General features: G+C 70.6%; 11 protein-coding genes. 6 read left to right on the top strand and 5 right to left on the bottom strand.

The genetic code is table 11. The features are described from left to right. The first annotated feature begins 170 nt into the window (after positions 1–170). The 4 genes from D0T12_RS11695 (at position 171) to dapB (ending at position 5,674) form a co-directional block, all read left to right on the top strand. Positions 171–2,504 carry a polyribonucleotide nucleotidyltransferase gene (locus D0T12_RS11695; protein WP_117399768.1) on the top strand — a complete coding sequence of 778 codons (2,334 nt, stop codon included), beginning with the start codon at positions 171–173 and terminating at the stop codon, positions 2,502–2,504. A gap of 71 nt (positions 2,505–2,575) precedes the next feature. Continuing rightward, positions 2,576–3,880, top strand: a complete 1,305-nt coding sequence (locus D0T12_RS11690) for a M16 family metallopeptidase (protein WP_117399521.1) — start codon at positions 2,576–2,578, stop codon at positions 3,878–3,880. A 393-nt stretch (positions 3,881–4,273) separates the two neighbouring features. Further along, positions 4,274–4,897: an FMN-dependent NADH-azoreductase gene (locus D0T12_RS11685; protein ID WP_117399767.1), complete on the top strand. Its 624-nt coding sequence runs from the start codon at positions 4,274–4,276 to the stop codon at positions 4,895–4,897. Positions 4,898–4,936: 39 nt separating this feature from the next. Next, positions 4,937–5,674 (top strand): 4-hydroxy-tetrahydrodipicolinate reductase, encoded by a 738-nt coding sequence (gene dapB / locus D0T12_RS11680; RefSeq protein WP_117399520.1) that lies wholly within the window; start codon positions 4,937–4,939, stop codon positions 5,672–5,674. A 6-nt stretch (positions 5,675–5,680) separates the two neighbouring features. Here the strand turns inward: dapB and sigJ are convergent, their stop codons facing one another. The 3 genes from sigJ to modA all read right to left on the bottom strand — a co-directional run bounded on the left by sigJ (position 5,681) and on the right by modA (position 8,176). Then, positions 5,681–6,553, bottom strand: coding sequence for an RNA polymerase sigma factor SigJ (gene sigJ, locus D0T12_RS11675; protein ID WP_117399519.1), 873 nt, complete (start codon positions 6,551–6,553; stop codon positions 5,681–5,683). 83 nt (positions 6,554–6,636) lie between these two features. Next, entirely contained in the window at positions 6,637–7,320 is a 684-nt protein-coding gene (locus D0T12_RS11670) for a Uma2 family endonuclease (RefSeq protein WP_117399518.1), read from the bottom strand. A 76-nt stretch (positions 7,321–7,396) separates the two neighbouring features. Further along, positions 7,397–8,176 (bottom strand): molybdate ABC transporter substrate-binding protein, encoded by a 780-nt coding sequence (gene modA, locus D0T12_RS11665; protein WP_117399517.1) that lies wholly within the window; start codon positions 8,174–8,176, stop codon positions 7,397–7,399. 115 nt (positions 8,177–8,291) lie between these two features. Here modA and D0T12_RS11660 point away from each other — a divergent pair, with 115 nt between their 5' ends. Together D0T12_RS11660 and D0T12_RS11655 are read left to right on the top strand one after the other, a co-directional pair. Then, entirely contained in the window at positions 8,292–8,984 is a 693-nt protein-coding gene (locus D0T12_RS11660; RefSeq protein WP_117399516.1) for a uracil-DNA glycosylase, read from the top strand. Positions 8,985–9,075: 91 nt separating this feature from the next. Continuing rightward, the gene (locus tag D0T12_RS11655) at positions 9,076–10,098 is read left to right on the top strand and encodes a hypothetical protein (RefSeq protein ID WP_117399515.1); all 1,023 of its coding nucleotides are present in this window, start codon (positions 9,076–9,078) and stop codon (positions 10,096–10,098) included. On the opposite strand, the gene D0T12_RS11650 is transcribed toward D0T12_RS11655, so the two are convergent. Then, positions 10,062–10,928: a 1,4-dihydroxy-2-naphthoate polyprenyltransferase gene (locus D0T12_RS11650; protein WP_117399514.1), complete on the bottom strand. Its 867-nt coding sequence runs from the start codon at positions 10,926–10,928 to the stop codon at positions 10,062–10,064. The genes D0T12_RS11655 and D0T12_RS11650 overlap by 37 nt on opposite strands. A 2-nt stretch (positions 10,929–10,930) precedes the next feature. Then, positions 10,931–12,619 carry an MFS transporter gene (locus tag D0T12_RS11645; RefSeq protein ID WP_233525978.1) on the bottom strand — a complete coding sequence of 563 codons (1,689 nt, stop codon included), beginning with the start codon at positions 12,617–12,619 and terminating at the stop codon, positions 10,931–10,933. Between the last annotated feature and the right edge of the window lie 46 nt (positions 12,620–12,665).

Raw genomic sequence — 12,665 nt, 5'->3', positions numbered from 1 at the left:
CGCTGGTGCGGGCCGGTCCTCGGTAGTGGCTTCCGGATCCGTTCCGCCGCATCGGCGGACATCTCGATCCGGGCGCTTCGATCGAAGACCGGCAGCGTGAAACCACGGGAAACGGCCGCGAGGACCGACATGGAACCCTGAGGAGGTTTCCCGTGACAGAAGCCGTGCGCATCGACGGCGCCCACAGCACCGAGGCCGTCATCGACAACGGCGACTTCGGCACCCGCACCATCCGCTTCGAGACGGGCCGGCTGGCCCGCCAGGCCGCCGGCTCCGCCGTCGCCTATCTCGACGACGAGACGATGGTGCTGTCGGCGACCACCGCGTCGAAGAAGCCGAAGGAGACCCTCGACTTCTTCCCGCTGACCGTGGACGTCGAGGAGCGGATGTACGCGGCCGGGCGCATCCCCGGCTCGTTCTTCCGGCGGGAGGGCCGGCCGTCCGAGGACGCGATCCTGACCTGCCGCCTGATCGACCGGCCGCTGCGCCCGTCGTTCGTCAAGGGCCTGCGCAACGAGATCCAGATCGTTGAGACGATCATGGCGTTGCATCCCGACCACCTGTACGACGTCGTCGCGATCAACGCGGCCTCGATGTCCACGCAGCTGGCGGGCCTGCCGTTCTCCGGCCCGATCGGCGGCGTCCGCGTCGCGCTGATCGAGGGCCGCTGGATCGGCTTCCCGACCCACCCCGAGCTGGAGAACGCCACCTTCGACATGGTGGTCGCCGGACGCGTCCTGGAGGACGGCGACGTCGCGATCATGATGGTGGAGGCCGAGTCCACCCGCGACACCCTGAAGCTCGTCGGCGAGGGCGCCGCCGCCCCCACCGAGGAGACCGTCGCCGAGGGCCTGGAGGCGGCCAAGCCGTTCATCAAGGCCCTCTGCCAGGCGCAGAGCGAACTCGCCGCCGTCGCCGCCAAGGAGACCGCCGAGTACCCGATCTTCCTGGACTACCAGGACGACGTGTACGCCGCCGTCTCCGACGCCGTCACCGAGGACCTCGCGCAGGCCCTCACGATCGTCGGCAAGCAGGAGCGCGAGAGCCGCCTGGACGAGATCAAGACGGCCGTCGCGGAGAAGCTCGCCGAGACCTTCGAGGGCCGCGAGAAGGAGATCTCCGCCGCGTACCGCGCCGTGACCAAGAAGCTCGTCCGCGAGCGGGTCGTCCGCGACGGGCTGCGCATCGACGGCCGCGGCCCGAAGGACATCCGGCAGCTCACCGCCGAGGCGCACGTCGTCCCGCGGGTGCACGGGTCGGCGCTGTTCGAGCGCGGCGAGACGCAGATCCTCGGCGTGACCACGCTGAACATGCTCCGCATGGAGCAGATGATCGACACGCTCAACCCCGAGCGCACCAAGCGGTACATGCACAACTACAACTTCCCGCCGTACTCCACCGGTGAGACCGGCCGCGTCGGCTCGCCGAAGCGCCGCGAGATCGGGCACGGCGCGCTCGCCGAGCGCGCCCTGATCCCGGTGCTGCCGAGCCGCGAGGAGTTCCCGTACGCGATCCGGCAGGTGTCGGAGGCGCTCGGGTCGAACGGGTCCACGTCGATGGGCTCGGTGTGCGCGTCGACCATGTCGCTGCTGGACGCGGGAGTCCCGCTCAAGCAGATGGTCGCGGGCATCGCCATGGGCCTCATCAACGAGGGCGGCGAGTACGTCACGCTGACCGACATCCTCGGCGCCGAGGACGCCTTCGGCGACATGGACTTCAAGGTCGCCGGCACCCGTGACGTGATCACCGCGCTCCAGCTCGACACCAAGCTCGACGGCATTCCCGCCTCCGTGCTGGCCGCCGCGCTGAAGCAGGCCAAGGGCGCCCGCCTCGCGATCCTGGACGTCATGCAGGAGGCCATCGAGGCGCCCGCCGAGATGAGCCCGAACGCGCCGCGGATCATCACCATCAAGGTCCCCGTCGACAAGATCGGCGAGGTCATCGGCCCCAAGGGCAAGATGATCAACTCGATCCAGGACGACACCGGCGCCGACATCACGATCGAGGACGACGGCACGATCTACGTCGGCGCCACCGACGGCCCGTCCGCCGAGGCGGCCCGGCAGGCGATCAACTCGATCGCGAACCCGCACATGCCGGAGGTCGGCGAGCGGTTCCTCGGCACCGTCGTCAAGACCACCACGTTCGGCGCGTTCGTGTCGCTGCTGCCCGGCAAGGACGGCCTGCTGCACGTCTCGCAGATCCGCAAGCTGCACGGCGGCGCCCGGATCGAGAACGTCGAGGACGTGATGGGCGTCGGCGAGAAGATCCAGGTCGAGGTCACCGAGATCGATCAGCGCGGCAAGCTGTCGCTGGTGCCGGTCGAGGTGATCGATCGCGAGGCCGCCGACAAGGGCGACTCCGATGAGGGCGACGCCCCCGCCGCCGAGTCCACCGGCGGCGACTCCGGCGAGCGCCGGGAACGCCGTGACGACGGCGAGCGCCGCCCGCGCCGCCGCCGCACCCGCCGTGGCGGCGACGACGCAGGCCAGCGCAACTCCTGACCCCGGCCGATGACCGACCGGCCGTCCCCACGCGGGACGGCTGGTCGGCCGCATCTGAATGTGAGCGACACGTGACCCTGCCGGCGAGGGCGCAGGAGCCCGGCACCACCACCACGATCCACACCGACGGCGCCGGCGCGGTACGCCGCACCGTCCTCCCCGGCGGGCTACGGATCATCACCGAGACGATGCCGACCGTGCGGTCCGCCGCGTTCGGCATCTGGTCCGCGGTCGGCTCCCGCGACGAGGCCCCCGCCGACGCCGGAGCCAGCCACTACCTCGAACACGTGCTGTTCAAGGGCACGAAACGGCGGTCCGCGCTGGAGATCTCCGCGGCGATCGACGCGGTCGGCGGCGACCTCAACGCGTTCACCGCCAAGGAGTACACCTGCTACTACGCGCGGGTCCTGGACGCCGACCTGCCGCTCGCCGTGGACGTCGTCTCCGACATGGTCGTGGCGTCGGTGAACCGTCCCGAGGACGTCGAGGCCGAACGCGGCGTGATCCTCGAAGAGATCCACATGCGCGACGACGACCCCGGCGACCTGATCCACGACGAGTTCGCCACCGCGCTCTACGGCGACACCCCCCTCGGACGTCCCATCCTCGGCACCGAGGACTCCATCAACGCGCTCTCCCGCGACCGCATCCACGGCTACTACCGCAGGCACTACGTCCCGTCCAACCTCGTGGTGTCGGTGGCCGGCAACATCGACCACGACGAGGTCGTCGGCCTGGTCGCCCGCGCGTTCGAACCGCACCTCACCGGCGACGCCGAACCCGCCCCGCCCCGCCTCGACGGCACCCCCGTCCCGATCGACCCCCGGCGCGTCGTGATCGAGAAGGACACCGAGCAGGCCCACATCATCCTCGGCGGCGCCGGCGTCTCCCGCACCGACGACCGCCGCTTCGCCCTCGGCGTGCTCAACGCGGCACTCGGCGGCGGCATGTCCTCCCGCCTCTTCCAGGAGATCCGCGAGAAGCGCGGCCTGGCGTACTCGGTGTACAGCTACACCGCCCAGTACGCCGACTCCGGCATCTTCGGCGTCTACGCGGGCTGCCAGCCCGCCAAGGCCGAAGAGGTCCTGTCCATCTGCCGCGACGAACTCGACAAGGCCGTCACCACCGGCCTCACCGCCGAGGAACTCGAACGCGGAAAAGGCCAACTACGCGGCGCGATGGTCCTCGGCCTGGAGGACACCGGCTCCCGCATGAGCCGCATCGGCAAGAGCGAACTCGTCTACGAATCCCTCCTCCCCGTCGACGAGGTCCTGGCCCGCATCGAATCCGTCACCCTCGACGACATCCGCGCGATCGCCCAAGACATCCTCACCACCCCCCAAGCCCTCACCGTCATAGGGCCTGTGTCTATTTAATTTCTCTCCTCCTTCGGCCCTGGCGGGCCTCCATCGTCGAGAAATTGGTGCGATCGCTTGCATCGCTCCGTCTCGCCTTGCCGCTCGCTGCGCGATCAGGTTCTCGCTTCGCTCGAACCTGCCTTTGGACGCGATCGCAGTGGTCGAGGTGGTTGCGTGGTTGCGAAGGCAGGCTGAGGTCGCTGTGTTCACGTGCACTGCGGGCGATCGCTGCATCGCGTCGGCTCACTGCGCGATCGTTCTTGATTCGGTCGCCTCAGCCCGCGGCCGGGCCCTTGGACTCGATCACGGCGGCTTGGAGTGGTGAGGTGTGGCTTGCTAAGCGGACTGAGGTCCGCTAATCTTCTCTTCAGTGGTAAGTGGACCTTGGTCCGGATCTTTGGAGGAGTGCTCGTGTCTCGTTTGCTGCATGTTTCTGCTTCGCCGCGAGGGGGCGCGTCGGAGTCGTTGGCGCTCGCCGGGGTGTTCGTGGACGCCTATCGCGAGGTTCATGGTGATGTCGTCGATCACTATGACCTGTGGGACGGCACGCTGCCCGAGTTCGGACCCGCGGCGGCGGGGGCCAAGATGGCCGTTTTCGCGGGGGAAGAGCTGTCCGGTGAGCAGGCTGCTGCCTGGGAGGCTCTTCGGCGGGTCTTCGAGCGGTTCGACTCCTATGACCGTTACCTGTTCAGCGTTCCCATGTGGAACACGAGCGTTCCATACATCCTGAAGCAGTTCGTCGATGTGGTGTCCCAGCCGGGGTGGGTGTTCACCTTCGATCCCGAGAAGGGCTACAGCGGTCTGCTGAGTGGTAAGAAGGCCGCCGTCGTCTACACCAGTGCCGTCTACGGGGAGGGGCGGCCGGCCGCGTTCGGGAGCGATCATCAGGTGCCGTTTCTGGAGGGGTGGCTGCGTTGGGCCGGGATCGACGACATCAGCTCCGTGATGTTCCGCCCTAACCTGGCCACCGCCGACGCCGAAGCCGGGCGTCGTGCCGCTTACGCGGAGGCGCGGGAGCTCGGTAAGCGCTTCTGAGCGATAGGCTCGGCGGGACGCCAACCGGGAGGAACACACGTGATCGAGGTCGGGGTGCTGGGCGCGCGGGGCCGGATGGGCATCGAGGTGTGCCGCGCCGTGGAGGGGGCCGACGACATGGAGCTCGTCGCCGCCGTCGACCAGGGTGACGCGCTCGATGAGCTGGCCGCCGCCGAGGTCGTCGTCGACTTCACCCACCCCGGCGTCGTCATGGACAACCTCAAATGGTGCGTCGAACACGGCCTGCACGCCGTCGTCGGCACCAGCGGGTTCGACCCGTCGCGGGTCGACACGGTCCGGTCCTGGCTGACCGACGAGTCGGCGGGCAACGTCGTCATCGCCCCGAACTTCGGCATCGGCGCGGTGCTGATGATGCACTTCGCGCAGAAGGCGGCCCCGCTCTTCGAGTCCGTCGAGATCGTCGAGACGCACCATCCGAACAAGGCCGACGCCCCGTCCGGCACCGCCTACCGCACCGCCGAACTGGTCGCCGCCGCCCGCGCCGAGGCCGGGGTGGCGCCGTCGCCGGACGCCACCACGTCCGAGATCGCTGGAGCCCGCGGCGCCGACGTGGACGGTGTCCGCGTTCACGCGGTTCGTATGTCCGGCGCCGTCGCCCATCAGGAGGTCGTTCTCGGCGGGCACGGTGAGCTGTTCACCATCCGGCACGACTCGATGAACCGCGAGTCGTTCATGCCGGGCGTCCTTCTCGCCGTCCGCAAGGTCGCGGGGCTCGACCGCCTCACGATCGGAATCGAGGGCCTGCTCGGGCTGTGATCCCGCTCAGTCGAGGACGCTGAGGTCGAGGTCGGCCAGGCGGTCGGGGTCGGCGAGGATGTCGATGGCGGACACCCTGCCGTCCACGATCACGAAGGACAGCACGGACGTGGTCCGTCCGTTGATGGAGCCGATCATCCCGGCCGTGCCGTTGACCAGCGCGGGCCGGGACTCGCCGCCCACCCGGCGGAACAGGAGCGCCTGACCGGCGACGGCCTCCGCGCCGCGGACCACCTTCCGGCCGCGGATCCCGAGGTCGGCGCGCAGCACGACGTCGGGAGCCAGGACGGCGAGAAGGGCCTGGAAGTCGCCGCCGCGCGCCGCCGCCTGGAACGCGTCGACGACCTCGCGCTGGCGGGCCCGGTCGCGTTCGGGATCGGGCGCGGCGCCCCGCACCCGGCGGCGGGCCCGGCTGGCGAGTTGCCGCGCCGCGGCCGGGGACCGTCCGACGATGGGGGCGATGTCCTCGAACGGTATGGCGAAGGTGTCGTGCAGGACGAACGCGAGCCGCTCGGCGGGAGTAAGGGACTCCAGGACCACCAACAGCGCGAGGCCGACGGAATCGGCCATCAACGCCTCGTGTTCGGGGTCGACACCGGACGCCGGGCCGATGATCGGGTCCGGGAGGCGTTCCTCCAGGGGTTCCTCGCGCCGTGCGGTGCGGGAACGCAGGATGTCCAGGCAGAGGCGGCCCACGACCGTGGTCAGCCAGCCGCCCAGGTTATCGATTCCGTCCGCGTCGGAGCGGTTGAGCCTCAGCCACGCCTCCTGGACGGCGTCCTCCGCCTCGCTGAGCGAGCCGAGCATCCGGTAGGCCACCGCTTTGAGGTGCACGCGGTGCTTCTCGAACTCGTCCGCCAAGAACTCGCGCTGGTCCATCGAACATCCCCCTCGTCGGTCACGTCACAGCACTGACGAACCGAGTGAGGAGGATGTGACAATGACAGGGCCCAGAGAAGTCCTCAGCTCCGCTGCCACGGCTCCCATTCATCCGTGGGGATCTCCAGACAGAACGGCTCGGGAAGTTTCACGGCCTCCCCGAAAGCCCAGCTCACCGACTCCCGATACTCGCCGCTGGTTGGGTCGGGCTGGGTGAACAGCGTTGTCCGCGCCTCCCGCGGGTCGCGATCGACCAGCAGATAGTACGGGACGCCCACCCTGGCGTACCCGATCCATTTCGTGAAGGCGGGATGGCGGCGACGAGGTTCGCGGTCAACGAACGCGTTGTTCGGCGAGGTGACTTCGACCACGAGTTCCAGCGACCGGGGAGGCAGCTTCTTGAGCTGCGCGGTCCGTGCTTGCTTGTCGTTCTCCACGCTCAGCACGCACAGGTCGGGAATGTAGCCATCGTGGATGTCGCTCAGTTTCACGTCCTGGGTGGTGATGCAGCGCCATGGGAACGAGGGGTCCGTCAGTTCCGCGGCGAAGAATCGCTGCTGGATACCGCGGATGACGGCGTTGTGGCCATAGTCAGGCCCTGGTGACACGATCATCTCCCCACCGATGATTTCGACACGAGTGCCGTCGTGGGGGAGTTCCAGTGCATCGGCGAGTTCGTCCCGCATCCAGAGGTTGTAGGGGGTGTCGGGGAGCTCGTGATAGCGGCAGGCAGCGGCAATAATGCTCACTTTGGGTGATTCCTCCATCACGTTCGGCTCCCGTCATCCTAGAGGACCGTGTGTAGTCAGCGTACCCGGATCCTGTGATCGCCTCCGGTGAGCCTTACTGGGGGGAGGTTGGGGTGGCGAAGCCGTGCTTGTTGAGTAGCTTCTGGGCGGTCGGTGTCACCAGCCATGAAACGAACGCGCTCGCGGCCTCTTTGTGGTCGCTGTCCCCGATGGCTGCGGCGGGGAAGGTGACGGTGACGTTCTGGGTCGCCGGGATGGGGACGCTGCTCACGGCGACGCCCGCCGAGCGCAGGTCGGTGACGTAGACGAGCCCGGCGTCCGCCTCGCCGGACCGGACCCGGTCCAGGACGGCGCGGGCGCTGATCTCCTGGGAGCTCCACCGGACGGTCAGCCCCGCCTTGGCGAGAACCTGGCGGGTGTAGCGGCCCACGGGGACGGTGTCGGCGCCGACCGCGACGCGCAGCCGGGGGCGTGTCAGGTCGTCCAGGCCGCGGAGGCGGTGCGGGTTGCCGGGCGCGACGGCGATGGTCAGGGACGTGTGCGCGACGGTCCGGCGCCGTCCGGTGAGAGCCTCGTCGGAGTCGTTCAGGCTCACGTGGTCGGCCGTCACCACCACATCGCCGGGATGGTGGCCGGACAGCCGGTCGGCGATCCTGGGCGCGTCGCCGAACTCGAAGTGGAGCCTGACGTCGGGGTGCTTGTGGTGGTAGGCCGTGCCGATCTCGTCGAGCGCCTCGGTCAGCGACGAGGAGGCGAGGACGGTGAGCGTGGTCGGCCCGGACGAGCCGCCGCAGCCCGCGCCGAAGGTGAGGACGGTGAGCGCGGTGAGCGGGACGGACGCTAGGAGCCGCCGCCGACGGGGGGAATCGGGCATATGGCTTCATCCTAGGGTCGGGATGGTTTCGCTCCCGGAATTCCGCCCTGGCGTGTCAGTGCCGCGGACTAGGGTGAGCCGCACTGGCGATCACGTCCTCGGAGGCCCGAAAACAATGTCCCTCGACCTGATGGAAATGCTGCCCGGCGACTGGCGGGAGCGGCTCGACCCGCTGCTCGACCCGATCGCCACCGCCGCGCTGGGAGCGTTCGTCGCGGGGGAGTACGCGCAGCAGACCGTCTACCCGCCGCGTGAGGACCTCTTCAGCGCGTTCCGCCACTGCCCGTTCGACGGTGCGCGCGTCCTGATCCTCGGGCAGGACCCCTACCACGGGCCCGGTCAGGCGCACGGGCTCAGCTTCAGCGTCCGCGACGGGGTCCGGGTGCCTCCGTCGCTGCGCAACATCTACAAGGAACTGGCCACCGATCTCGACGTGCCGGTAGCGAAGTCCGGCGACCTGACCCGGTGGGCGGCGCAGGGCGTCCTGCTGCTCAACGCGGTGCTGACCGTTCGGGCCGGTGAGGCGGGCTCGCACGCCGGCAAGGGCTGGGAGGACTTCACCGACGCCGCGATCCGGGCACTGAACGACAAGACCGAACGGGTGGTGTTCGTGCTCTGGGGCGCCTACGCCCGCAAGAAGGCCCGGCTCGTCACCGGGCCGCACCACACCGTGATCGAGTCGGCGCATCCGAGCCCGCTCAGCGCCAAGAAGTTCTTCGGGACGCGTCCGTTCAGCGCCGTGAACAAGGCACTGGTCGACGCCGGTCTCCCGGAGATCGACTGGGGGTCGGAAGCGGCGCCGCGCTGAGCGCACGACTCCCCCGCGTGGGGGAGCGGCGGCCTCCGTTTCACCCGGCGGCGGGAGGCGGCACGGGAACGGGTTTCGCCATCGTCTGACCATGACCGTTTCAGTTCTCAACCGGTGGGCGTCGACCGCGCACCGGGGGCCGGGGCGTCTCCGGCTGGCCGTGTGCGCGGTGACCGTCGCCGCGTGCGTTCCCTACCTCACCATCAAGCTCGCTTGGCTGTCCGGCAGCACGGTGGGGTGGAACGACGCGGAGGCGGCCAAGTCCTCCGCGCTCTACGTGGGCAACGCGATCACCATGGGCATGGACGCGGTGGCCGTGCTGGTCGTGCTGGCGTTCACGTTTCCCTGGGGGCGGCGCGTCCCGGCCTGGATGGTGCTGACGCCGATCTGGGTCGGCGCGGGGCTGCTCGCGCCGATCGGCCTGGCCCTCCCGATCGGTGTCGCCGTGCAGACGCTTTTCTCCGACGAGCCGCTGATCCAGTCAGGGGCCGGTGACGAGCTCCAGAGCTGGGTGTACGGCGTCGTGTACACGGGTTTCACGGTGCAGGGGGTCGGGCTGCTCGTCGCCTTCCTCCTGTACGCGAGGGACCGGTGGCCGGACGTGTTCACCGTCCGCACCAAGGATGTCGCCCGGGGCGCGACGCACGGGTTGCAGGTGCTCATGGCGCGTACGGCGGGAGTGTTCGCGGCGGTCTTCGCGGCCGTGCAGTTCTACTGGGCGTTCGGCGGGACGGCCGGAATCCGCGCCGAGGAACTCGCCCGTCGGGGTCCGGCCCACCAGACGATCGACGGCGTGATGGGCCTGCTGGCGGTCGCGGGCGCGGTGACGTTGCTGTTGATCGTCCAGCGGGGCCGTCGTCCGGCGCGGTTCGCGGTGCCGCTGGCGGGCGCCTGGATCGGGACGGGCGCCACGTTCGCCTGGTCGCTGTACGAACTCCTCACCGTGCTCAGTCAGCCGGAGTTCCTCGACTCGGGCTCGACGAGCGCGCTCAACCTGACGGTCCTGTGCGGGTTGCTCGCCGGGCTGCTCATGGGCGTCACCGGGGCCGTCCTGCTCGCGGAGCGGGGCGCGAACGCTCAGAGCGCCAGGCCCACCGCCAGCAGCGCGCCGTAGGCGACCTGCAACCGGCCGGTCTCGCCCAGCACGGGAATCAGGGCGGGACCGGTCGCGCCGCCCAGCACCTTCTGCGTCGGCGGAAGCGACAGCGGCGCCGCGAGCAGCGCGATCAGCGCCCACGGATGCGGCGCCCCCAGCGCCAGGACGACCATGAACGGCAGCGCGGTGCACGCCGCGTACAGGACGCGGGTCCAGGGGTCGCCGAGCAGCACGGCGAGGGTCCGCTTGCCGGCCTCGCGGTCGGTGGGGATGTCGCGCAGGTTGTTGGCGGCCAGCAGCCCGCAGGCCAGCAGCCCGACCGGGACGGCCGCGGCCCACGCCTCCCACGGCAGGCCCTCCACCTGCACGTACGTCGTCCCGACCACGGCGACGAGGCCGAAGAAGACGAACACCGAGACCTCGCCGAGCGCCCGGTACCCGTACGGGGTCCGCCCGCCCGTGTAGAACCAGGCCGCGAGGATCGCGGCGGCCCCGACGAGCAGCAGCCACCAGCTCGTCACGGCGGCGAGGACGAGCCCGGCGACGCCGGCGGCGAAGAAGCAGCCGCACGCGGCGGCGAGGACCTGTTTCGGCGGCGCGACCTTCGACCCGACGAGGCGGAGCGGGCCGACGCGGGCCTCGTCGGTCCCGCGGACCCCGTCGCTGTAGTCGTTGGAGTAGTTCACGCCGACCTGCAGGGCGACGGACACGAACCCGGCGAGTACGGCGCGCCACCAGACGGCGCCGCCCTCGCCCACGGCGACGCCGGTGCCGACGACGACGGGGACGAGGGACGCGGGCAGGGTGCGGGGCCGGGATCCGGCGACCCATTGGGAAAGCGTGGCCACGGTTACCGCTTGTTCTCCTGGGACGACAGGGGGACTATCCCCTCGGATTCTGCCGGACGCCGATCATCGCCGGGGCGCAGCCGCAGCGTCATGGCGAAGCCGAGCGCGAGGATCGCGGCGGTGGTGAGCGCGGCGTACCTGGTCGCGACGGCGAGGCTCGCGTCGGCGGCGCGGGCCTCGGCGGCGCGTGCGGGCGTGGCGTGCAGCTCGCGCCCGTAGGTCCCGGCGCTCTCACGCAGGTCGTGGACGATCGCGGCGCGCTGCTCCGGGGGGAGCGCGGAGCCGGAGAGCCGGTCGGCCATGGAGTGCCCGAGGCTCGTCGCGAACACCGTTCCGACGGCGGCGATGCCGAGCGCGGCCCCGACCTGCCGGGCCGTGGACTGGGTGCCGGACGCCTGCCCGGCCCGCGCGGGCGGGACGTCCGCCAGCGACACGTTCGTCAGTTGCGCGGACGTCAGCCCGAGACCGAACCCGTACAGCAGCATCCACGGCGCGAGCCCCAGCCCGCCCGTGGACGCCGACACGGTGAGGCCCAGCGCGGTGACCGCGGCGACCTCCAGCACCATGCCGATCTGCACGACCCGGTGCGCGCCGTGCCGGTCGGCGAGCCTGCCCGCGTAGCCGCCGGAGAGGAACGCGCCCGCGGCGAGCGGCAGGATCGCGACGCTGATCTGCAACGGGGAGGTGCCGTGCACGCCGAGCAGGAACAGCGGCAGGACGAACAGGAGCCCGAGCTCCCCGACGTTGACGAGGGCCGACGCCAGGTTCCCCCGGCGGAAGTTCGGGATGCGGAACAGGTCGAGGTCGAGCATCACGGACCGTCCGGCCGCCGCCCGCGACCGTTCGACGGCGACCAGCGCCGCGAGCAGCAGGACGCCCAGCGCGAGGACGACCGGGACGGGCGAGATCCCGGACTCCGGCCAGTCGAGCCCGCCGATCGAGAAGGGGCGCGTCGCGGCCCACCAGCCGTAGGAGGGCCCCTCGATGATCCCGCACACCAGCGCGCCGAGGCCGAGCGCGGCCAGCAGCCCGCCCGTCCAGTCGATGTCGCGCCGCGCGTTCGCGGGCAGACCCTGGCGGGTCTCGGGCATCAGCCGCAGCGCCCCGACGATCAGCGCGGCGCCGAGCGGCAGGTTGACCGCGAAGGCCCAGCGCCAGCCGCCGCCCGCGGCCAGGGCGCCGCCCGCCAGCGGGCCGAGCGCCGCCATGCCGCTGATCATCGAGCCCCAGATCCCGAACGCGACGGCGCGGTCCCGCCCGGTGAACACGGTGTGCACGGTGGACAGCGTCGCGGGCAGGATCATCGACGCGCCGACGCCTTGGAGCGCGCGTGCGCCGATGAGTGCCGAACCGCCGCCCGCGAGCGCGGCGGCGACGCTCGCCGTCGCGAACACCGCCACGCCGAGGACGAACATCCGGCGTCGCCCGAACAGGTCACCGGCGCGTCCGAACGGGATCAGCAGCGCCGCGAACACCAGCGCGTAGACGGAGGTGACCCATTCGGCGTCGGACGTCGTCAGGCCCAGCTCGGTGACGATCCGCGGCAGCAGTACGCCGACGATCGTCGCGTCCACCACGACCAGGGAGACGCCGAGGCTCATCACGACCATGCCGAGCCAGCGCCTGCGGTCTCCGGCGGCGGGTTCGGCCGCCGGGGCACGCGGCGGCGACAGGGAGGTGGACTCGGGCACGGACTCAAAGATATGGCCGGGGCCGTGGTGGCCTTAACCGGCCCCT

The organism is Actinomadura spongiicola (assembly GCF_003432485.1).
GTDB lineage: Bacteria > Actinomycetota > Actinomycetes > Streptosporangiales > Streptosporangiaceae > Spirillospora > Spirillospora spongiicola.
The sequence above is the reverse complement of the archived record's forward strand: the minus strand, read 5'-3'. Positions and strand labels throughout refer to the sequence as shown.